Raw genomic sequence first — 24,116 nt, 5'->3', positions numbered from 1 at the left:
TGTATCATTATTATATGGTAATTAAGTATTTTATATGTTAATATCCAAGTGAGGTGAGAAAGATGAACAAAAACACAGGTAAATATCTCATATTATTTGTTAAACAATACTATATTTGGGGCGCAATTGCTGTTTTTGCATTATACTTAGCATTAACAATCATAAAAGCACCATCAATAAGTGGAAAAATATTTTTCTTTATAGTAGGAATCTTCATTTTAATCGGGGCAACTTATTATGAGTACTTGAAGAAACTTTATCAAAAAATGATTATCGCTCAAACACAAGACGTAAATCCAACACTGGCTAAACAATATCAAAGCAAACTTCAGAAATTGGATATCTTTCGTGGCTTTAAAGGTTCATTCATATTGTTTGATACGTTATGCTTGTTTGATCAACAACAATACGACAAATGTTTAAAGCATCTAATTACTAATGAAAGATTTTTTAAAGCGAAATTAGACTATCTATTTATTTTTTACTACTATCAACTTTTGTGCTACTATTTTCTTGATGAAAGCGATAAAGCTTTAATGATGATAGATAAACTGAAACAATTTCAATCAACAAAACAAAAAAATCTATCCCCTTTATTTTCTTTTTCACAAATCGAGGAAATCCATTACATTTTAAATGGCAGAAACCAAAAAGGAATACAAGCCCTAGAAAATACCGATATCAATTATTTTAACACTAGAGAAAAAATAATTCATTATCAAATAATAATAAAATCTGCTAAAAAAATTGGTAACACAACTTTGATAAAAAAATATACTACAACTTTACGTAAACTAACTGAGGGTGAAGAAAATGAAGCGCTCTAATGAAGAAATCAGGCAAAGAAGAGAAGAAATCCTACATTATTTGAAAGAAAATGGAAGAACAGAAATAAAAGATTTAAGTAAATATTTTAACGTTTCTGAGATGACTATTCGCAGAGATTGTGCAAAGTTATCTGAAATGGGGCAAATTATCCAACCTTTTGGCTATGTAGAAATTTTTCAAGAAGTAGAGGGACAAAAAAATGATCCTCTTGAACAAATCAAGCTAAGTATTGCTAAAGAGGCAGCCAGACATGTAGAAGATGGAGATACTTTATTTATCAACACTAGTTCAACTGCCACTGCGTCCCTACAATTTTTGCAAGATACAAGCATCATTTTGATGACAAATAATTTAGCAGTCGCAGATATCCAACACCATCCTGACTCCTCAATCATCTTAAGTGGTGGTGAAATTCGTTACTCAAAAAAAGCCTTAACAGGAGATATCGCTGTCGATTCTTTTGCCCATGCTAGATCTGATGTCAGTATTATTGGTTGTGATGGGGTAGATTTAACGACCGGAATTACCACCTCTGTCTTTCATGAATCTAAAATCAATCAGAAAATTATCGAAAACTCAAGCACATTAATTGTTGTTTGTGACTACCGTAAAATTGGTCATCAAGCAAACTTTACCATTGGAAAAATCGAGGATATTGATATATTAATCACTGACTCCTATGCTGACGAGAGAATCCTTACTGCTCTTGAAAAATCTGGCGTACAAGTAATTCAAGTTTAAGTTCGACTAAAAAAGCGTATTTCATTGAGACAAGCTCTCCTATGAAATACGCTTTTTATTATTTTATTTTAATCTCAAGGCATACGCAGGATCCACGAACCCTTGCCAATTTGGTGTTTTAGCTAGTCCAAAGTGAAGATGGACACCCGTTGAATTTCCGGTCGTACCCATTTTACCAATGACTTGACCTAGGGCAACATTATCTCCTGACTTCACTAAAATTTGATTTAAATGCAAATAATAGCTATAAAAACCATTATCGTGTTTGACAATGATATAATTTCCTGCGCTTGGATGACTACCGGTTGTCACAACTTGACCAGCACGAGCAGCTAATATATTTTGATTGAGACTTCCAGGTAAATCAATTCCATCATGCTGTGTACCAGACTTACCATTTGGATCAGGGCGGCCACCAAACCCACTAGATACGACTAGACGCGTTTCTAATGGAGAAGCAAAACCAGTCACTTTGGCTTCGGCTTCTTTTGCTTTCTTTTTGTCCTCTTCTACTTTTTTCTGTTGAAGAACTTTTAAATCTGCTTGCAATTTATTTGACTGTGCATTCAAGTCTTTCACTTTAGCTGTTAAAATGGCTCGTTGGGACTCGCAAGTTACGCGCTTTTCTTGGTAATAAGTAACCTTTGATTCAAGGTCTTCAATGATTTTCGGATATTTTTCAGCTTTTTCATCCAAGAAGCGAATCTTATCTTTTAAATCAATTAACTGATTGGTTTTCTTTTCCAATTCTTTTGGTGTTAAAATTTCATCATTTGATTTAGATAGACGATTGTACTTATGCTGTAATTTTTCGATTTCTTGTTCTTTCTTTTCATAAACGTCCTTTTCTTTCAAGACAGCTTTTTCAAAATCTTCTTCTTTTGTCTTATTCTCATTCATTTCTTGAAGATAATGTTCAATCTGTGATAAAAAAGTCTGTGTTTGTTGATGCACTTGATTTAATTGGTCTTGATTTTGCTTCATTTGTTGTTCAATCTCACTTGCATGAACAGGACTCCCCCATAAAAAGAAACCTGCTCCTACAACTAAGGGCACTATTTTGTTAAATTTCAAAAACTCATCTCCCATTTTTTCAATAGCGTAACTACAATTATAAATCCTTAACCTCAAAAATCAAGAGCTATGCAAAGGTCTATCTTTACATAGCTCTCATTTTGTCTATTTTTGTTGTAATAAATCTAATTCTTCAGCAGTTAACGCTCGATATTCACCTAACGCAAGATTTTCTGGTAAAGTTAGATTTCCCATACGAATTCTTTGCAAATAAGTCACCGTTTTGCCACAAGCCTGCATCATCCGTTTGACTTGATGAAACTTCCCTTCATATAAAATAAGCTGTGCCGTGGAGGTTTGTTCACTTTCATCGACCGTTAAAATCTTTAATTCGGCAGGCAAACAGATTTCCCCACCATCAATCTTTAATCCCGCTGCCATCTTTGCTTGATCTTCTTTTGTTAGACAGCCGCTCACTTGGACATAGTATTCTTTAGGCACATGACGCTTAGGAGAAAGCAAACGATGAGATAACGCACCATCATTCGTAATCACTAACAACCCTTCCGTATCTTTATCTAAACGCCCCACCGGAAATAAATCTTCCCGATAATCTTCATCGCTAAATAAATCTAATACCGTTTCTTCATAATCATCAATCGTCGCTGAAATAACGCCTTGTGGTTTATTTAAAAGGTAATAAAATTCTTTTTGATAGCCAATCACTTCTCCATCAAATGTCACTTCATCTACTTTTTCATCGACTTGGTATTTATCGGACTTAATCACCGTACCATTGACAGTAACGAAACCTTTTTTGATAAATACTTTGACTTCTTTTCTAGAGCCGATTTGCATATCTGCTAAATATTTATCTAAACGCATGAAATTACCCTACTAAATTCTTAATTTTTGACGTAAGCGAGTCATACTTGAACCTAATAATCTCTCAGCAATACCAACTTTCAAAATCAAGTACAAGTAAACCGCCCCTCCGACTGCCGCAACCGGAATACATAGTAAAAAGGCTGTCATCTTATGATCTGGGCTGAAAATGAGACCAAAGACAACTTTTGCAATCGCCGCAGCTAACAGCATCATCACTGTTAAAATTGTAATTAATAAAATGCGTCTCAAGGTTAATTTATAATTAAAGTGTGTGGCTTGTTGCAACTGACGGATATTTAGATAACATGAGACAGCCATGCCAATCGTTGTTGAAAGTAATGGTCCATAAATTTGGAATAATAAAATACATGGATATTGCAAAATAAATTTAATGACAATCCCTACTGCAAAGAATTTTACCGCTGCTTTATTGTAATACATTCCTTGTAAAGTAGAAGAAGTAAGCATAAATAAGCCGACAAACACTCCAGATAGACAGGCTTCTATCAAGACTTTTGCTGCTAATTTATCCGGTTCATAAAAGAAGGTATTCAATGGATAAGCTAGCAAAATCATGCCAAAAGTCGCTGGAAACATTAATAAAGCATAGAGTTGGAAATTATTGTTAATTAAACGAGCTAAATCGCGGTGTTTTCCTTGCGTTACTGCTTCAGTCACTAAAGGTAGACTCGTAAACGCCATTGAAGTAGCCAAGCCAATTACGACCATGGTTAACTTATCAGGGTTTCCGCCAAATACGGCCATTTGTGCCACTAATTCGTCCTTGGTAAATTTCGTAAACGACTGCATCATATGTACATAGGTCATTTGGTCGACTAATTTATAAATGGTCGTTCCTGCACCAACAATTGTAAAAGGAATAGCCTGACGAATAGTATCAATGATTAAAGCTTTCGTATCGAGCAATTCACCAGGTAGGCTAACTTCTTTTTGGACTTCAAATTGAACTTCCGCCTTTTTCCAGAAGTATATCAAAGCCGCCATCGAAGCAAGTGCCCCAATAAAAGCCGCAAAAGTTGATTGTTCGACTGCTTTTAAATAATCGCCGTGCATCACTTTAATGATAATGAAAGTCGCTAATAGCATGTAAAAGACGCGAATGACTTGTTCTGCTAATTGTGAAACAGCATAAGGTCGCATATCTTGATTTCCTTGGAAAAAGCCACGAATCACACTCATACAAGGGAAAATCAAAATGGCGGCACTTAACGAACGCATAATCGGAATCAACTCTGCGCCACCACCAGACATCCTTGCTAGTGCTGGTGAGGCGATATACATGATTCCAGCACTGATTAAGCCGACAATTCCCATAAATATCAACGCTTTTTTAAATAAACGATGACTTAATTCATATTGTTGTTTGGAATTATAGTGAGCGACTTGTTTAGCAATAGCCGCGGGAATCCCGGCCGTTGAAATCATTAAAAATAACGCATAAACATTATAGCCCATATTAAATAAGGCATTTGCTTCTCGTCCATGACTTCCCATCCAGTAATACCATGGTAAAATATATATAACACCGATTAAGCGTGAACCGACATTACCTAGCGTCATCCAGGCTGATCCACGCGCCATTTTTTCCTCATTGGTTAAAGAGGCTTGTTGTTTAAATTGTTCTGACATTGATAATCCTCTTACATTCTAAAAATTTTGTCTTACCGTCTTATTTTAATCGGAAATTTTGCAACTTGCAAGCCAACTTTGTTAATTTTCCTACAATTGTAACGTGCATACAAAGATAAACGAGAACTGTCTATACGACTAATTCTCGTCTCTTGTTCTTTTCATAAATTAAGCTTTTTCTTCAGCAATATAAGCTTTTACAATTTCAATATCACTTTCATACGGCGTTGCTTGTCCGTTTACTTTAATTGTTTTTTCACTGCCCTTACCCGCTAATACAACCGCACTTTGACTATCCGCCATCGCTAATGCTTGCAAAATGGCTTGCTTGCGGTTTTCTTCAAGAATGACTTGGACACTTGGATTGGTAATGGCAGCTTTGATTTCCTCACTAATACTTGCAACTTGTTCAAAATTTGGATCATCCGCTGTTAAAAAGGCAACATCTGCTTCTTCACTAATTGCCTTGCCCATATCCGGTCTTCTAGATAAGGCCTTCCCACCGGCACTACCTGTTAAAATAATCAATTTACCGTCTGGCTTAAGTTGTTTTGCTGCATGACTGACCGCTTTAAGACTTAAATAGTTATGCGCATAATCCACCAAGACTAATGCACCATTTGCCAAATAAAAAGCATTCATCCGACCAGGCACACTCACTTCACTTAAGTCTTGTCCAGCTTGTTCTAAAGATAACTGGCTATCTACAAGACGTGCCACCATTATTGCTGCCGTTGCATTGGCATGATTAAATTCACCAACTAATCCTAAGTGAATGGCTTGTTCTTGATTTGTTTGCTGATCTTTCAAGATAAAATCATGCTGACTTTTACTCGTATATTGGTAATCTGCTGTCACTGATTTTTCTGAAAAAGTGAGATAGTCGACTTTTGCTTGCTGACAGGTCTCTACTAATAAATCAAAATAAGGCATATCTGCATTTAAAATCATCTTTTTACTGTGCAAGATTAATTGCCGCTTACAGTAAAGATAATCTTCAAATGTCGGATGCTCAATCGGACTAATATGATCATGGCCAATATTTAAAAACAAGCCGACATCAAAGGTCAAACCATATACGCGCTTAATCTTGTAGGCTTGTGACGAAACTTCCATCACCAAATGCGTCATCTTATTTTCGACTGCTTGAGCCATTTGTTGATAAATAACCAAAGCTTCTGGAGTCGAAAGCGAGGATTTCATCTTCGTTTTGCCATCTAAAATCGTTTCCTCTGAAGAAAATAGTGCACATTTATGATTCGTCAACTGGTTGATTAATTGATGCGTCAAATAAGCGGTAGTCGTTTTCCCTTTTGTCCCCGTAATGGCAATGGTAAATAACTGCTCTTGCGGATTTTGGTAAAAGGCTTGAGCTAATACCACCATCGCTTCTCTAATATCAGTAACAACAACAGCAATGGCAGCTTGGTGTTCATAATAATTTTCAGAGACATAACAAGTTAATCCTTGAGCAATGGCTTGAGCTAAAAAGCTTTCTTTAAAATTGAGTCCTTTACAAAAAAATAAAGAATCCCTACCTACTTCACGAGAATCATAAGTCATATGGTGAAAGATTTTTGCACTGATTTTGTCAGAGGGTGCGTAATGCCACTGACCATCTATAATAATTTCTTTTAATAATTGCTTTTTTAATAATATTTCTTGGATTTGTGGTAAGGAAATTTGATACTCCATAAAAATCTCCAATCTTTTACTTTCATTTGTCATGGACCATTTTAACACAAGACGAACTTCACGTACACCATCACAAAAAAGAAGAAGGGACTAGCCGCTTCTTCTAATTTTGAATCAAATTATTTATTCTAGTAATCCACTGAATAGGCCAACTACAAAATCAGTTGGGCTAAATGGTTCTAAATCATCTATGCCTTCCCCTAGACCGACTAATTTTACAGGTAGATGCAATTCATTGCGGATAGCTAGCACAATCCCACCTTTGGCCGTACCATCTAATTTGGTTAAGACTAAACCTGTGACATCGGTTGTTTCCCTAAATTGCTTGGCTTGAACCATCGCATTCTGTCCAGTCGTTGCATCTAAAACAAGCAAAACTTCATGAGGGGCATCAGGAATTTCACGCTGAATCACCCGTTTGATTTTATCTAATTCTTTCATTAAGTTGACTTTATTTTGTAGACGCCCAGCCGTATCCACTAATAAGATATCGGCCTGTTCTTCTTTTGCTTTTTGAATGGCATCAAAAACGACTGAAGCAGGATCACTACCAGGTGCTTTAGTTACCACTTCGACACCAGCACGTTCTCCCCAAACAACTAACTGATCAATGGCTCCAGCTCGGAATGTATCCGCAGCAGCTAATAAGACTTTTTTGCCTTGTTCTTTATATTGGTGCGCCATTTTCCCGATGGAGGTTGTTTTTCCTACACCATTCACTCCTACAAATAAGATGACTGTTAAACCATCTTCTTGAATGTTCAAGTCATTATTTTCATTTAGCCCTTCTTCTTCATATAAGTTGACTAATTTTTCGATAATCGCATTTTGGACTTCGGCACGTTTTTTGACATTTTTGAGTTTCACTTCTTGGCGCAAAGCATCAGCAATTTTCATCGATGTTTCAAAGCCAACATCGGCACCAATTAAGGTCTCTTCTAATTCTTCAAAGAAATCTTCATCCACTGAACGGAAATTGGCAAAGAGCTCATTCATGCGTTCACCGAATGTTTTACGCGTTTTTTCAAGACCTTTATCATATTTCTCTTGTGTCTGTAATTCTTGTTCGTTACTTACTTCTTCAGTGGGTTGTTCTCCGGTAAAAGCACGTTTAATCTTATCAAAAAAGCCCATTATGACACCTCTTTTCTTTATTTTAAAACAAATTTCTCAACAGCTTTAGCAACACCGTCTTCTTCATTACTTGAAGTGATATAATCAGCGGCTTGGCGAACTTTTTCAACTGCATTTGCCATAGCCACACCCATACCTGCATATTGAATCATCGATAAGTCATTTTCTTCATCACCTAAAGCCATCACTTCATCGCTCGTCATCCCTAAATACTGTGCCAAGTGATCTAATCCAAATGCTTTAGTCACTCCTTTTGGCATAAATTCTAATAAATTACTACGCGTTTTAATGACTTCATAATCTGCTTTAAATTGTACAGGGATTTTTTCAATTTGTTGGTCTAAAAATTCTTGATGATAAGCCATGACGACCTTATTGTAAAGACCATCTGATGTTAAATCTGCTAATTTAGCTGGTTTATAAGTTAATAAGCCATTTAATTCAGGATAAATGGATGGATGATTCGTTGAAGTTGGTAATTGTAAAACCACTTCTTCTGATAAGACATCTAATGGTAAATCTAGATCGATCATCAATTGGCTAATTCTTTGTACATCTTCTAAAGTCATCGCTGATTTACTTAAGATTTCACCAGTATCATTTTTTTGGACTAATCCACCATTAAACGTAATGCTGTAATCACCAGGTTCGTTTAATCCTAATTGTTCAATAAATGGTGTGATGGCAGCTAATGGACGCCCAGTACATAAAACCACTTTAACACCTTGTTCTTTTGCCTTTTGCAACACGGTTAAATTTTTTTGTGAAATTCTTTTATCATCAGTCAGAAGCGTACCATCTAAGTCAATAGCTACTAATTTAATCATGATTGTCCTCTTTTCTATTCAAATTACCGCCTTCACTAATTTCTTCTAGACGGACAGATAATACTTTTGAAATACCTGATTCTTCCATCGTTACCCCATATAAAACATTGGCTGCTTCCATTGTTCCTTTACGGTGAGTGACGACAATAAATTGGGTTTCGTCTTGATAGGTCTGTAAGTATTTGCCAAAGCGTAATACATTTGCCTCATCCAAAGCGGCCTCCACTTCATCGAGCACACAAAACGGTACTGGACGAACTTGAATAATCGCAAATAGCAAACTAATCGCGGTCAATGTTCTTTCCCCACCAGATAATAGATTTAAGCTCTTTAGATGTTTTCCTGGTGGTTGGGCTTCGATTTCAACACCAGTATTCAGCAAATCATGTGGATCTGTTAAACTCAAGCGTGCACGTCCACCACCAAACATATTTGGAAATACACGTTCAAATTGAGTCGCAATTGCATCAAAAGTTGTTTTAAACCGTAATTTGACTTCCTCATCCATTTCATTCATCGTTTCAAACAACTGATTTTTCGCTTGTAATAAATCATCGCGTTGACCAGTTAAGAAATCATAGCGCTCTTTGATTTGTTCATATTGCTCAATGGCTGATAAATTAATCGGTCCTAATTCTTGAATCGCTTTTTTCAATTCATAAATTCTTGCCTTTGCTTTCTCGATATCGCTTAGTTCAAGTGCTTGTTTTTGCGCTTGTTCAAAGGATAATTCATACTCTTCTTGCAAGTAATTCAAGCGATTATCCAATAATATTTCTGAACGATTGGCTTGAACTTCTAGTTTGGTTAACTGAGATAATTTCGCCTTTTGTTCTTGATTGAAAGTATTATATTGTTGATCGAGTTCGTCGATTTGACGCTGTGTTTGATAACGATTTTCTCGTAAGGCCTGCATTTCTTCTTGGAGTGCTAATTTACGTTCATTTAATTGGGATACTTGCTGATCTAAAGTCTCTTCATCTAATTCTTGATCAGAAAAGTCCGCATCAAGCATCGATAACTGAACATTCAATTGCTCTAGATTTTTTTGTGCTTCTTCTAGGGCCATTTTATTTGCCGTAAAGCTTTGGCGCAATTGGTTTACTTGCTCTTTGGTTACTGCAAATTCAGCCTGTTTATCGGCTAATTCCTGTTGCAAGGCTTCTCGTTTCAGTTCTAGATTATCAGCTTGCGTGTTTAGCTGATCCATTTCTTCATTGAGTTTGGCTAATTGCTGTACCATTACTTGCAATTGTGCTTGTTTATCGGCTAAATCACGGTCATATTCTGCTAATAGTTCTGTAATTTCGCGATTTTCAAACTCAAAATTGGTTAAATCTTGTTGTAACCGTGCCAGTTTTTCCGCTTGATTGGTCACCTGATTTTCTTTTGTCGTTTGGCTCATGCGTAATTGCTCAAGCGCTTGACGCATTTTTTCGACTTCTGCCTGTTTTTGCGCTAAGTCTTGTTGGAGCGTCTTTACTTGACTTTCTGCTTGTATTAAACGTTCTTTGACAGAGGCTTCTTTGGCTTTTAATTGGTTTAGTTCTTGTTGATGACCTAAGAGTGTCGTTTGGCCTGAGCGTTTATTCGCACCACCGGTCATCGAACCTCCAGCATTCATCACATCGCCTTCTAAGGAAACAACACGATAGCGATAATTTAGACGACGGGCCAGTTGATTGGCGCTCTCTAAATCTTCACTAATCAATGTAGCACCGAGTAAATTTTCCATGATGGCACGATGATTTTCTTCAAAGGTCACCAATTCACTCGCCACACCTAAAAATCCTGGAATACTAGCGGCTTGTTGTTTGACATTTTCCGTAACTTTTCGTGATTGTATCGTAGTTAGCGGTAAGAAAGTAGCTCGACCTGCGCGTTGTTGTTTCAAGAAGGTGATCGCTTGTCTGGCAGCTTTTTCATCTTCAACCACAATATATTGGCTAGCGGCACCTAAAGCTGTTTCAATAGCCAAAGCATATAGTTGATCCACGTCTAGCAATTCAGCCACTGCACCAATGATTCCGGATAATTGTTTACGGTGGGTTAAGACTTGACGTACCCCTTGATAATAGCCCGTATAATTTTCTTGCAAGTCAGCTAAAGTCTTGCGGCGTGCTTGGACTTGCTGACTTTCATTCATCAAACGATACATCATCTGTTGGGCTTTTTGTAAATGTTCTTGTTGGGTGGTCACTTGTTTTTGCGCAGCGGCTAAAGCTTGTTGTTTTGCCTGAACTTGATTTTGCAACGCTTCATTTTCAACAGTCAACTGATCCAATTTTACTTTTGATTCACGGACGGTTGCTTGTAAATCTTGCTGTTTTTCTACGGTCTGTTGATTTTTCTGTTGATCTTGTTGCTTTTGCTTTTCGATAAATGTTAATTCATTTTGCAAATTAGTCTTAGCCTGCAATTGATCCAAATACTGGTTACGTAATTCTTCCAACCATTCTTTGGGAGATTTTTGATATTTTGCCAATTCTTGCTGTAGTTGGACTAATTGCTTTTCGATTTGTTGATACTGTCCATTTTTTTTCGAAATCTTTTGTATCAATGTTTGCTGATTTTCTTCCAGCTGTTCGATTTGTTGCTGTACTTGTTCAAGATTATGACGCAATTCTTTGGCATTTTTTTGCTGATGGAAAGAGCGCTCCTGTAATACTGCCTTTTTTCCTTCCGCTTGTTTCAAGGCTTCTACTAAATGTAGGTGGTCTTGGTTTTTTTCTTCTAACTGCTCATCTAAATGTGCGCGGTCTTGACGTAAACGCAATAATTCATTTTCACTTTGCGTTAAGGCATGGGATAATTTCTGAACTTCTTGCTTCAGACTTGCGATTTGCGCTTTTTCTTCTTCCCATACTTGTTTGCTTTGTTGCATTTCTTGTACAACATAGGAAACATCGACTTGAGTTAATTCTTCTTTATAAGTTAAAAATTGTTGCGCAGCTTGCTTTTGTTGGGCAAGTGGTATTAATTGCTCGGTTAATTCATAAATAATATCTGCTAAACGATCTAAATTATCCTGAGTCTCAAATAATTTCTGTTCCGCTTGTTTTTTCTTTTGTTTGTACTTTAAAACCCCAGCAGCTTCTTCAAAAATACCGCGACGATCTTCAGCCTTGCTACTAAAAATCGCTTCTACTTTCCCTTGAGATATAATAGAGAAAGACTCACGACCTAAGCCAGAATCCATAAATAATTCTTGAATATCGCGTAAACGACAACTTTGATTATTCAGATAAAATTCGCTATCCCCATTACGAAATAAGCGTCTTTTCACACTAACCTCGGCATAGTCTACCGGTAAGTAATGGTCGCTATTATCTAAAACCATAGTTACTTCTGCTAGATTTAAGGCTTTTTTAGCATCTGAACCCGCAAAAATGATATCAGGCATCTTTCCACCACGTAAACTCTTGGCGGATTGCTCTCCTAATACCCAACGAATCGCTTCCGTAATATTACTTTTCCCACTACCATTAGGACCCACTATCGCCGTGACATTCTTTTCAAAATCGATAATGGTGCGATTAGCGAATGATTTAAATCCTGAAATTTCAATTCTTTTTAGATGCACCTTGTTTCCTCGCTTATTCTTCAATATGGCTTAAAGCATCAGCCGCCGCCGCTTGTTCTGCTAGTTTTTTCGAACGACCGCTACCTGTTCCAATTAAGACTTGATCACAATAGACTTCTGTTGAAAAAAGTCGATCATGGGCAGGGCCTTCTTCTTTAATCAGACGATAATCAATCAATACATCGCCTGCTTTTTGTAATATTTCTTGTAATCTTGTCTTATGATCCATCTCATGTGAAAAAGCACCAGCTAATACTTTAGGATAGATAACTTGTTTTAAAAATTGTTCCACCACTTCTAAACCTTGATCCAAATACAAGGCACCTAAGAAAGATTCAAATAAATCACATAGCAAAGAAGGACGCTTGCGACCACCAGAATTTTCTTCCCCTTTACCTAAACGGATAGCTTGGTCAAATTGGCACTCTTTAGCAAACTGTGACAAAGAATCCTCTCTAACAATCGCTGCCCGTAGTTTGGTTAACTTACCTTCTGTGACATTTGGATAAGTTTGGAATAAAAAGCGTGAAACGAGCAATTCTAACACGGCATCACCTAAAAATTCTAAACGTTCATTATCAGACAGATGCAAATTGCGATGCTCATTCACATAAGACGAATGGGTAAATGCTTGCTCTAACAAACTTACATTATTAAAAATAATTTGATAGTTTTCCTTTAAATTTGTAATTAGCTTTTGATCCATTACCAACATTCCTTTATCTTTTAATATGAAAATACATTCCTATTATACTAAAATCCCCTTAAAATGCAAACAAACCCTTGATATTATTGACTTTTTATCAGTTTTTTGATGGCTTTTCCAAACTATTTGTCCGAAAAACAAAAAAATACGCGCGGTACAAGCAAGACCTTCTCACTTATCCTCCGCGCGATTGAATTCACATAAACCTTTTTAAGCTAAGTGACTAGCAATATAATCTACTGCCGCACCCACTGTTTCGATTTTTTCTGCATCTTCATCAGAAATCTCTGTACCAAATTCATCTTCTAATTCTAAAACAAACTCCATTACAGAAATTGAATCAGCATTTAAATCGTCTTTAATATTCGTATTTTCTTTCACATCTTCTGCGTTGATTTCAAAATGTTTGGCAATAATTGCTGCCACTTTACTGAATACTTCTTCTCGTGTCACGGGCATTCACCTCCAAATAGTGACTTCTTACTGTTCAGTCACTCTACATTTTACTGATAAATTGTCTCTTTGTCTAGCTTTTTTTATTTTCGTGACAATCGTTGCAGACAAGTATCACTATTCTTCTTCAAAATGAGCAACTAATTTTTCTACTACGCGACTTTCTAGCATCGTATGTATTTGCTTAATTGTAGCATAAACAGCCTCTTCTTTAGAGGAACCATGGGCTTTAATGACAGGTGCCTTCAAACCGAATAATACCGCGCCACCGTGCTTAGAGTAATCCATTTGGTTTTTTAAGTCTTTTAAGCCACCTTTTAAAAGTAGTGCACCCATTTTTCCTTTGACACCACTATCTAAAATCGCATGCTTCAGTAATTTCATCATGCTAAGGGCGGTTCCTTCAATTGATTTTAATACCGCATTACCTGTAAAGCCATCAGTAACTACCACATCGGCACGTCCTTCTAGAATTTCACGCGCTTCGATATTACCAATAAAATTAATTTCTGGTGTTGCTTTTAATAATTCAAAGGCTTTTTTGGTTAATTCATTACCTTTTGAGTCTTCGGTGCCGTTATTGAGTAATGCGACTTTTGGTTGGGCCACTTTCCGAACATTTTCCGCATAATAAGAGCCTAAAATGGCATATTTGACTAGATGTTCTGGCTTGTTATCGGCATTGGCACCCAAATCAAGCATGTCAAAACCGCCAGTCGAACCAATCACCGGCAAAGTAGACATCAAACCAGGTCGTTCAATTCCTTTAATCCGTCCGACAACAAATAAGCCAGCTGCTAATAATGCTCCGGTATTGCCGGCAGAAAGAATCGCATCAGCACGTCCATCTTTTACGGCTTGAGCGGCTAAAACCATCGAAGCTTGTTTTTTACGACGAATGGCTTTTACTGGCTCATCATCACTATTGATTTTTTCATCTGTATGAATAATCGTAATATTGCGATCATCTGTTAAATATTTTCTAATTTCTGCTTCTTTACCATAAAGTTGAAATTCAATATCATTAAATTTTTCACGGGCCAACATCACACCTTTAACGATTGCTTCTGGAGCATAATCGCCGCCCATTGCATCGACTGCTATCTTCATTTCTTCGCCTCACCTTTTTTCATGGAATAATTCTATTATATCTGTTAGTCGAAAAATTCGCCATTATTTTTATCAGTCCCTAGATAGTTTACTAAATCCTGATATATCGGTAAAATCTGCCAATCTTTTTGCGCATAAATCGCTTGGGCTTCTTCTTTTGCTACTTCTAAAATATGCGCATCAGCCACAATATCGGCAAAATGAAAGACCGGTAAGCCTGATTGACGATTTCCAAATACTTCTCCTGGTCCTCGTAATTCCAAATCTTTTTGGCTGACCACAAAGCCATTATTAGTCTGTGTCATGATTTTCATTCGCTCTTTCCCAACTTCATTTTTGGGATTTGCCACTAAGATACAATAGGAGGCTTGACTTCCCCGACCGACACGCCCTCTTAATTGGTGAAGTTGTGCTAAGCCAAAGCGATCTGCATCAATAATAATCATGGCCGTCGCATTCGGTACATTCACTCCTACTTCAATGACCGTTGTCGAAACCAATACTTGTAACTGATTTTCTTTAAAAGCTTGCATGACCGCATCTTTTTCATCATTTTTCATCCGTCCATGTAAGAGTCCCACTTGATAATCAGGGGCATAATAATCCCGTAGCTGCTCATAAATTTTTTGCGCATTTTCCACATCTAAACTTTCTGATTCTTCAATGAGCGGGCAGATGACATACATTTGATGGTGGCTTGCAAGTTCAGTTTGCCCCCATTTCAATACTTGGTCGAGCTGTTTAGGAAGCACCCAACGCGTCACAATTGGAATGCGACCAGCTGGCATCTCATCAATAATTGATACATCCATCTCTCCATAGGCGGTAATGGCCAAAGTTCTAGGAATCGGCGTGGCGGTCATGAATAAAACATCTGGTTTATAGCCTTTTTCACGCAAAACTTTACGCTGATTTACCCCAAATCGATGCTGCTCGTCTGTAATAACCAACCCTAGATGCGCAAAATCAACTTCATCTTGTATCAAGGCATGAGTCCCAATGATGATATCTAACTCTCCAGATTTCAAGTCAGTTAATATTTGCTGGCGTTCTTTGGTTTTGGTCGATCCTGTCAAAAGTGCGACATTCACTTCAAAAGGACGCAATAATTCAGCCAATGATTGGTAATGCTGTTGCGCTAAGATTTCGGTAGGCACCATCAATGCGCCTTGAAAGCCTGCAGTGGTTGCGGCATAGAGCACAATCGCCGCCACAATAGTTTTCCCACTCCCTACATCTCCTTGCAAAAGACGTTGCATATGCTTAGGGCTTAACAAATCTTTGCAAATCTCATTAGTCACTTTCTTTTGCGCATTCGTTAATTCAAATGGCAGACTCGCAATAAAGGCCTTTAATTTTTGGATATCATAAGGAATGCTGAGCCCGTTTTTCTCCGCTTTTTCCTTTGTCTTTAGTCCTTGAATCTTCATCTGAAAAATAAAGAATTCTTCAAAAATCACTCTGCGTTTGGCTTGATGATGATCTTCCATTGTTTTTGGAAAATGCATCGCCCACATCGCTTCATTTCTAGCAAATAAACGATACTTATCAACGAGATTTTGCGGTAAATTCTCCTCGATATAGCCATAATATTGTTCAAAAGCTTGCTTAATTAATTGAATCAGCGTTGTTTGTCTAATGGATTTATTGACGTGATAAATCGGCGAAAAACCTTCATTTTGACTACTACTGCTCAAAATTTTCATGCCATTTAGTGTCTGGCGTTTGGCATCCCAGCGTCCATAAATAGCAATTTCTTCACCAACCACGACTTTATCCTTTAAATAGGGCTGATTAAAGAAACTAACCATAAACACATCATTTTCCTGCATCAAACGAAAAGAAAGTTTGGATTTCTTATAACCAAAACGATTTAATACCGCTGGCGAGACCACCAAACCTTTTAATGTTACCTTTTCTTGATCATTAATCTCTTGAATTTGGCGTTCCTGAATATCTTCATAGCGAAAAGGATAGTAGCTTAATAAATCTTCAATTGTTTCAATCCCTAAAGTGGCTAAGGTCTCAGCGCGTTTTTCCCCCACGCCACTTAAAGCTGTTACTGGATCTTGTAAATTCATCTCACACCACCTTATATAAAAAAAGAGTGCAGGTTTTCCCACACTCTCCACCATTTATACTTTATTCTGCTGAGAATAGATATGGATAAACTGGTTGATCTCCTTGATGGATTTCAATTTCAAGTTCATCATTGATTGCTAATAATCCAGCCTCAATTTCTTTTGCTTGAGATTCGCTACCTTCTTCACCAATGATAATCGTGATAATTTCTGTATCTTCATCCATCATGGCTTGTAAAGTATCCATACATACAGCTAAAATCTGTGGTTTAGAAACGACAATCTTGCCATCTACCATCCCTAAGAAATCGCCCTTTGTAATCTCGATACCATCAATACTTGTATCACGAATCGCATGAGTTACCGAACCACTCACGACATTTTCAAGCATCTCAGTCATTTGTTCTTTATTTTCATTTAAGGTAGCTTCTGGATTAAAGGCTAGTAAAGCAGTCATTCCTTGAGAAATCGTTCTACTTGGTACGACTGCAACTGGAATTTCAGCTACTTCAGCCGCTTGTTCAGCCGCCATAAAGATATTTTTATTATTTGGTAAGATAATCACTTGTTCCGCATTGATGGCTTCGATAGCATCCATAATATCTTGGGTACTTGGATTCATCGTTTGACCACCACTGATGACATAATGAACACCTAGACTTGTAAATAATTCTTTCAAGCCTTCACCTGCCGCAATTGCAATGACGCCAAATGGAATTTTTGGTTTTGCTTGGGGGGTCGCTTGTTGTTGGTCATGCTCTAAAATTGTTTCATGTTGTAAACGCATATTGTCTACTTTGACTTTAATCAATGAACCAAATTTTTGACCATAATTCATCACTTCACCAGGATGTTCTGTGTGCACGTGAACTTTGATAATTTCATCATCATTCACCACTAATAAAGAATCTCCAAGTTCATTTAAATAATTACGGAAAGTATCATAGTCAAATTCACTATCTACAGTTGGGCCTTCCCCGATTTTCACCATAATTTCTGTACAGTAACCAAACTTGATATCTTCAGTGGCTAATTGACCTTGCACCGAGCGCTCATGTTCTGCGTGAACCATTTGATCCATAGAAGCCAATGTTAACGTAAACTGTTCATCTTCTTCAAAATTACCAGTTAAAGCATTTAAAAAGCCTTCATAAACAAATAATAATCCTTGACCACCACTGTCTACTACGCCTACTTCTTTTAAGACTGGCAATAAATCAGGAGTCTTGGCTAAAGCTTTTTTCGCACCATTTACCACTGCTTGCATGACTTCAACGCAATCGTCACTTTCTTTTGCTTTACGTTCACCAAATTCAGCGCCGACACGTGCAACAGTTAAAATCGTTCCTTCAACCGGCTTCATCACAGCTTTGTAGGCTGTATTCACACCATTGGTAAAGGCCGCTGCTAATTGTTTGGCATCTAAGCTCTCAAAATCAATCATTGCTTTACCAAATCCACGGAATAATTGTGATAAAATCACTCCAGAATTCCCACGAGCACCCATTAGTAAGCCTTTAGATAAGCATTTTGCTAACTCACCGACATGCTCACTAGCTGAATCACTCACAGCTTTTGCCCCAGAAGTCATTGTTAAGCTCATATTTGTCCCAGTATCACCATCAGGAACTGGAAAGACATTTAAAGAATTGACATATTCTGCATTTGCTTGTAATCGTGTTGCCCCAGCTTGTACCATTTCTTGGAACTGACTAGCGCTAATCTTATTTACCACCACTTGAAAAAAATCCTCCTCATTAAAAATTATCCGCTAGTTTATTCTGGTAAGACACGGACACCTTGAACAAAAACATTGACTGAGTTTGCAGTTACACCAAGCATTGTTTCAAGATTATATTTCACTTTTTCTTGGACATTGCGAGAAACTTCAGAAATCTTTGTTCCATAACTAACGATTGTGTACACATCTACTGCCACGCCATTTTCTTCTTGACGGACAACCACACCTTTTGAGTAGTTCTCTTTTCGTAAAATTTCATCAATATTATCTTTAATTTGCTTTTTACTAGCCATACCGACAATCCCAAATACATCTGTAGCCGCGCCACCTACTACTGTTGCGATTACATCATTAGACATTTCGATTAAGCCATTTTGCGTCATCATTTTTACAGCCATCAGAAATCCTCCTTCATCTGGACCTTATTTTTATTCAATAAGTTTATTTTATCATAGCTACTATCTTATGAAAAGGGATAGCTCAATGAATCCCTCTAACCTTGTTTAATTTACAATGTTTAAGAAAAAATGTCAATGAATTCTAAAATATCTCTTGCCTTTTTTTTCAGTATATGATAAATTAATTTGGTATGAGACGAAAATAATCGCTCCCACATCAAGGCAAAGGAGGAAAAACACATGGCAAAAGTTTGCTACTTTACAGGTCGTAAAACTAAAAGTGGAAATAACCGTTCACACGCAATGAACGCTACAAAACGTACAGTTAAACCTAACTTACAAAAAGTTCGTGTATTAATTGATGGCAAACCTCAAAAAGTTTGGGTATCAACTCGTGCTTTGAAATCTGGAAAAGTTGAGCGAGTTTAATTAATAAACGAAATGACGAAGCTGCATTTAGTTGTGGCTTCTTTTTTTTGCCCATTTTTATGGTACAATGTTTTTACACTCCTGAGTTTTACAGTTATTTAATTATAAAACGCCCCTAATGCTTGATACATAAGCTTTTAGGGGCGTTTCTTACTTTATTCTATTTTCGTACTTTTTTCTGAGTTAACCACTCTAGAAAATTTTTTTATATATTTTTGCGATAATATCTTTCTAGCCACTTGGAATCCAAAAATATCCATCAATTCATCAACTAAATCAGTTCGGTCAAAAGCAGGAGTATAGTTTGAACCTTCAAGATAAACGATATTCATTTGACGTAAGGTTGTAATGATTTGCTCTGGACTATATTTTTCTGACAAATAATGTTTTTCAAGAATTCTATAAACAAGAAGAGCGATAAAGCAGGTTAATAGATGCCCGTTGATTGATTCTTCTTTTCTAACATACATAGGTCTGGTTCGAAATTCACTTTTCATAATTCGAAAACTTTCTTCGATTTCCCATCTTTGACGGTTAGCTTGAATGATGATACCGATATTTTTATCTTCTAAATCAGTCGTCACTACGTAGAATCCATCTAACTTTGCTTCATTTTTAATTTTTTCTGTATCTAATTGAATGACCTTGTTAGAGGCGATTTCTCCATCCTCAGTAGTTGTGGTCGTTTTTATATAATAGCTAGGCTGTCTTTGATTTTTACGATCTAACTTGCTTGGATTTTCAATAAATTTAAGAGCACGATCAATTTTTTTCTGACGAATATGTTCGTGATAAGCTTTCTGACGAAAGCTGAACGATACAATATAACGTTCTTCAAGAGAATATTTATCTTTGGCTACGTCAGATTTTTTTGTTGTCTTTTCCCATCTTTCTTTGTAAAAAATCAAATCATAAACATTTCGTTCCGTACCGTCAATATTTATTTTATAATGTTTCAAATCAGTTTCGGCATTTTCTGCGGCGTTCATGATATCCTGTAAATTGAATTTCTCTCTAGAGCCGCTAATTCTCCAACCTGAAGGATCAATAGCCCATTCCTGTAGTGATTTTTTTAATTTCTTGATAGGTTGTGTCACAATATAGGCATGATTGTTTTTCATGTTATTATACACTTTATTTTCCCAACCATTTAATCCAGCATCCGCAACGACAATGAACTTTTTCAACTGAAAATCTTCTTCAATTTTTTGTTCTAATTTGCGTAACGTAGGCTGCTCATTCATATTCCCTGCGAAAGCATAGTCCGCTAAAGGTATCCCATTACCATCCATAAACAACCCATATTGAACAATTGGATTGGGACGATGTTCTTTGCTAAAACCATATAATCTAAATTCATCTGGTTCTTCTGTTTCAAAGTAAAAATTTGTACAATCGTAGTATAAAACATTAGTATTGCGCGGATATAATTTTGTAGATCCTTGATATAATGCATTTTCAATCGTATATCGTTCTTGATACAAAATATGAAGTGCCCGATACACATCTTCCAATTGATAAGTAGATTGATGTAAAAAACGTTTTTTGTATTCAAAGGTTGCGCGTTTTGAACAAGGTTCAATAATACGTGTACAAACTAAATCACATAAGATATCAAAAAGATTAAATTGTATTTTGTATCGAGTTTGAATTTCTTGACATATACGCTTTAGCCCTAGAGAACAAAGAATATCCTTGATATACAAATATCCAACATTGTAAATTCTGGTTTCATCTTTTTCTATTAAATCCTTTTGAGCAACTTCAATAAGCATTTTACCATTTTCTGCCTTCAGTTGTTGTTTTCGCTCTTCGATATAATCTTTCAAATGATTGACAACTACTTCTCTGTCTGTAGTTTGATATTTTTCCATCAATGAATTTAAAGAACCTAGAGCCTCCACAACAAATGTAGAGCGTTTATTGGTTTCAGGATGAGTATAATCATCAATAATTGAAAACGACTCTGAATATTTAGATTTTGTTGATTTTAAACGCATTCCCATAGTAATCACCCAACTCTATTATACCATAAAGTACGAAAAAGTACGAGTGTAAAATTGAAAAAATTTGACAAAAAAATAGCTTTATACCAAGGCATAGAGCGAAAATATTTCAATTCAACTGTAAAACTCCCGGAAATCTGGAAAAGTTGAGCGAGTTTAATTAATAAACGAAATGACGAAGCTGCATTTAGTTGTGGCTTCTTTTTTTTGCCCATTTTTATGGTACAATGTTTTTACACTATCTTTATACTGAGGTTATTCATTCATGAAGCAATATATAAAACAACATAAAACTTATTTACTCGCTAGCTTTTTCATACCAGTAGCTATCATGGCACTTGTCTATCTTTTAAATGGTATCTATCCTGGAAGTGATCGTAGTATTTTAGCCAGTGATGCTTTTGCCCAATTTTCCAACTTTCATGCTAGTTTTCAACAAGTCTTACTGGGCAAACAAAGTATTTTTTACACCTTTAATGCCGCACTTGGCTTAAACTATCTTTCACTAGCTGCCTATTATTTGGGAGGAATTTTTACTCCTTTGGTGCTCTTTTTCCCAAATCAACTGATGCCTGATGCCCTATACTTCTTAACTTTAGTCAAATTTGGCATGATGGGTTTAAGTTTTGGGGTACTAGCCAAGTCAACTTATCCCAAACTAACAGACACACTGCGACTTGCTTTGGTCACTTGTTATTCACTTTTATCTTTTGCTGTTGCACAATCAGAATTAATCATGTGGCTCGATGCTTTTATTTATCTACCATTAGTGATTTTAGGTATTCAACGACTCATCGCTAAACAAAAAGTTGGCTTATTATTTATCAGTTATTTTCTTTTATTTTGCACAAGTTTTTATTTTGGTTTTATGATTGGTGTATTCTCTGTAATGTTCTTTTTTGTTCAACTTGTTGCAAATTTCAGACAAACCAAAGCCTCCATTATCCCATTTTTCATGACGGGAATTTGTAGTGGCTGCGCTTCTATGTTTATCTTATTGCCCACGCTCATTGACTTAAAGACAAACGGTGAATCGCTCACAAAAATCTCCCAATGGAAAACCGAAGATACCGCAACACTCGATTTACTAGTCAAAAATTTTATTGGTGTCTATGATACGACAAAATACGGCTCTATTCCCTTTATTTTTGTAGGGCTACTGAGTCTAATTTGCTTAACCTTATATTATCTTAATAAACGTTTTTTACTTAAAGAAAAAATTGCTTATACCGTTTTAATTGCCATACTGATAGCAAGCTTTTATTTAGAACCTTTAAATTTGTTTTGGCAAGGTATGCACGCCCCTAATATGTTTTTATTTCGTTTTGCCTTTTTATTCTCATTTATTGTCGTTTATTTAGCAGGGTTTGGCCTCACGGATATCTATCACTATTCAAGAATAACATTATCCTATACATGCTTATTTTGGCTACTTTTATTTGCGATTGCCTATTTTGGAAAAGCTGAAAAAGAATATCTTTTTCTTACGCCTTCTTCAGCATGGATAACTGCAATTGTCCTTACGATTTACATGATTCTTTTTATTTATCGGAATCACTTTTCTAAAAAAATATTTTCGCTTGTTTTACTTGTCATAGCATTTGGCGAAATGTCTATCAATTCCTATTACTTAATTTTAGGGATTCGCAATGATTGGGTCTATGCTTCACGTTCACTATATACAGATCCTTATCCAGCTATTTCGGCATTGGTTGGTTATACAAAACAGCATAATCAAGATTTTTATCGTCTAGAAAATCTCGATCCTGTCTCGGTGAATGATGCTTTTCATTATAACTATGCTGGGATTGGCTTATTTTCATCTATGCGTAATCGTCACGCTTCTAGCTATTTAAATCAACTCGGATTTCGGTCACGTGGCACCAATCTTAATTTACGTTACCCAAACAATACCCTATTGATGGATAGCCTTTTTGATATCAAGTACAACTTATCTACGCAACCAGTGGAAAAGTACGGCTTTAGCCAAAAGCAAAAAGTAGGAGATTATCAACTATATGAAAATCATAATGCCCTTGAATTAGGTCTACTTGCGCCCAAAGATATCTATAAAGTCCAACAACCTCAATTCGATAACCTAGCTAGCCAGAAAAATCTATTCAATGCCTTATCACGACAAAACCAGGAATATTTTAAATTTACTATAGTCTCTTTAGTGCAACAAACCAACACTAAAATTGATGAGAATGGCAATATTACTACCTATATTCAACAAAATCCGGACCAAGAACAAAAAATTACTTATCAAGTATTTATTCCAGCAAATACCCAAGCTTATGTCAGTCTGTTTCCTTTTGACTTCTCGCAATTGGATGCAAGTAGCGCAACAGTAACAACAGCTCATTCAAGCTATGAAAGTCAAATCGATATTAATGGTCAATATTATAATTTAGGCTACTTTAATCAGGATACTACTTTTCAATTCACAATCAGCCTAAATGGGAATCAAAAGCTATCCTTCCTAACACCTAAAGTACTACTACTTGATACCAACGCTTATCAGCAAGCCATCAATGTACTAAGACAAAATGAAGTAGCTTTCCAAGTGAATAAAAACCAAGCGACTGCGACCTTTGAAGCAAAAGAAGATCAAGTTCTCTTTACTACCTTAGCTTATGATAAAGGTTGGCAAGCCAAAATTGATGGGAAAAAAGTACCAATAAAAGCCTTTAAAAATGCATTAATTACGATACCCGTCAAAAAAGGCAAACACACACTAACCTTGACGTATTATCCACCAGGGTTATTCTTAGGTACAGGAATCAGCATGACTGCAATTGTACTTTTTAGCATATATTGCCATTATCAACG

Annotated in this window: 18 protein-coding genes (1 of these 18 cut by a window edge); 4 read left to right on the top strand and 14 right to left on the bottom strand. The window is 36.3% G+C overall.

Annotated elements, in window-relative coordinates; translation table 11 throughout:
• Window positions 1-62 precede the first annotated feature (62 nt).
• Window positions 63-827 (top strand): hypothetical protein, encoded by a 765-nt coding sequence (locus I567_RS03255; protein ID WP_016250814.1) that lies wholly within the window; start codon window positions 63-65, stop codon window positions 825-827.
• Entirely contained in the window at window positions 814-1,569 is a 756-nt protein-coding gene (locus I567_RS03250) for a DeoR/GlpR family DNA-binding transcription regulator (protein WP_016250813.1), read from the top strand. The genes I567_RS03255 and I567_RS03250 overlap by 14 nt, the downstream gene beginning before the upstream one ends.
• Window positions 1,570-1,632: 63 nt before the next feature.
• On the opposite strand, the gene I567_RS03245 is transcribed toward I567_RS03250, so the two are convergent.
• The 13 genes from I567_RS03245 to I567_RS03185 form a co-directional block, all read right to left on the bottom strand.
• Window positions 1,633-2,643 (bottom strand): M23 family metallopeptidase, encoded by a 1,011-nt coding sequence (locus tag I567_RS03245; RefSeq protein ID WP_016250812.1) that lies wholly within the window; start codon window positions 2,641-2,643, stop codon window positions 1,633-1,635.
• Window positions 2,644-2,748: 105 nt separating this feature from the next.
• Window positions 2,749-3,468 carry a pseudouridine synthase gene (locus I567_RS03240; protein WP_016250811.1) on the bottom strand — a complete coding sequence of 240 codons (720 nt, stop codon included), beginning with the start codon at window positions 3,466-3,468 and terminating at the stop codon, window positions 2,749-2,751.
• Window positions 3,469-3,480: 12 nt separating this feature from the next.
• A complete protein-coding gene (locus tag I567_RS03235; RefSeq protein WP_016250810.1) occupies window positions 3,481-5,121 on the bottom strand; it encodes a putative polysaccharide biosynthesis protein in 1,641 nt (546 codons plus the stop codon).
• A gap of 168 nt (window positions 5,122-5,289) precedes the next feature.
• A complete protein-coding gene (gene murE, locus I567_RS03230; protein ID WP_016250809.1) occupies window positions 5,290-6,816 on the bottom strand; it encodes a UDP-N-acetylmuramyl-tripeptide synthetase in 1,527 nt (508 codons plus the stop codon).
• Between the two features lie 123 nt (window positions 6,817-6,939).
• Window positions 6,940-7,950 (bottom strand): signal recognition particle-docking protein FtsY, encoded by a 1,011-nt coding sequence (gene ftsY / locus I567_RS03225; RefSeq protein WP_016250808.1) that lies wholly within the window; start codon window positions 7,948-7,950, stop codon window positions 6,940-6,942.
• A 17-nt stretch (window positions 7,951-7,967) separates the two neighbouring features.
• Window positions 7,968-8,777: a Cof-type HAD-IIB family hydrolase gene (locus I567_RS03220; protein WP_016250807.1), complete on the bottom strand. Its 810-nt coding sequence runs from the start codon at window positions 8,775-8,777 to the stop codon at window positions 7,968-7,970.
• A complete protein-coding gene (gene smc / locus I567_RS03215) occupies window positions 8,770-12,360 on the bottom strand; it encodes a chromosome segregation protein SMC (RefSeq protein ID WP_016250806.1) in 3,591 nt (1,196 codons plus the stop codon). The genes I567_RS03220 and smc overlap by 8 nt, the downstream gene beginning before the upstream one ends.
• 13 nt (window positions 12,361-12,373) lie before the next feature.
• The gene (gene rnc, locus I567_RS03210) at window positions 12,374-13,066 is read right to left on the bottom strand and encodes a ribonuclease III (RefSeq protein ID WP_016250805.1); all 693 of its coding nucleotides are present in this window, start codon (window positions 13,064-13,066) and stop codon (window positions 12,374-12,376) included.
• Window positions 13,067-13,276: 210 nt separating this feature from the next.
• The gene (gene acpP / locus I567_RS03205; RefSeq protein ID WP_016250804.1) at window positions 13,277-13,519 is read right to left on the bottom strand and encodes an acyl carrier protein; all 243 of its coding nucleotides are present in this window, start codon (window positions 13,517-13,519) and stop codon (window positions 13,277-13,279) included.
• A 117-nt stretch (window positions 13,520-13,636) separates the two neighbouring features.
• Entirely contained in the window at window positions 13,637-14,629 is a 993-nt protein-coding gene (gene plsX, locus I567_RS03200) for a phosphate acyltransferase PlsX (RefSeq protein ID WP_016250803.1), read from the bottom strand.
• Between the two features lie 44 nt (window positions 14,630-14,673).
• The gene (gene recG / locus I567_RS03195) at window positions 14,674-16,710 is read right to left on the bottom strand and encodes an ATP-dependent DNA helicase RecG (protein WP_016250802.1); all 2,037 of its coding nucleotides are present in this window, start codon (window positions 16,708-16,710) and stop codon (window positions 14,674-14,676) included.
• A 61-nt stretch (window positions 16,711-16,771) separates the two neighbouring features.
• Window positions 16,772-18,448 (bottom strand): DAK2 domain-containing protein, encoded by a 1,677-nt coding sequence (locus I567_RS03190; RefSeq protein WP_016250801.1) that lies wholly within the window; start codon window positions 18,446-18,448, stop codon window positions 16,772-16,774.
• A 38-nt stretch (window positions 18,449-18,486) separates the two neighbouring features.
• The gene (locus I567_RS03185; protein ID WP_016250800.1) at window positions 18,487-18,849 is read right to left on the bottom strand and encodes an Asp23/Gls24 family envelope stress response protein; all 363 of its coding nucleotides are present in this window, start codon (window positions 18,847-18,849) and stop codon (window positions 18,487-18,489) included.
• 240 nt (window positions 18,850-19,089) lie between these two features.
• Between I567_RS03185 and rpmB the strand changes: the two genes are divergently transcribed.
• A complete protein-coding gene (gene rpmB / locus I567_RS03180; RefSeq protein WP_016250799.1) occupies window positions 19,090-19,278 on the top strand; it encodes a 50S ribosomal protein L28 in 189 nt (62 codons plus the stop codon).
• 155 nt (window positions 19,279-19,433) lie between these two features.
• Here rpmB and I567_RS03175 read toward each other — a convergent pair whose 3' ends face one another.
• On the bottom strand, window positions 19,434-21,284 hold the full coding sequence (locus I567_RS03175) for an IS1634 family transposase (RefSeq protein ID WP_016250616.1): 1,851 nt from the start codon (window positions 21,282-21,284) through the stop codon (window positions 19,434-19,436).
• A 265-nt stretch (window positions 21,285-21,549) separates the two neighbouring features.
• Between I567_RS03175 and I567_RS03170 the strand changes: the two genes are divergently transcribed.
• On the top strand, window positions 21,550-24,116 hold the 5' portion of the coding sequence (locus I567_RS03170; protein ID WP_016250798.1) for a YfhO family protein. 19 nt of this gene lie beyond the right edge of the window; 2,567 of the gene's 2,586 nt are visible here — the first part of the coding sequence; the start codon lies at window positions 21,550-21,552; its stop codon lies beyond the right edge, outside the window.

Origin of the sequence: Enterococcus cecorum DSM 20682 = ATCC 43198 (assembly GCF_000407565.1) — a bacterium.
GTDB lineage: Bacteria > Bacillota > Bacilli > Lactobacillales > Enterococcaceae > Enterococcus_E > Enterococcus_E cecorum.
The sequence above is the reverse complement of the archived record's forward strand: the minus strand, read 5'-3'. Positions and strand labels throughout refer to the sequence as shown.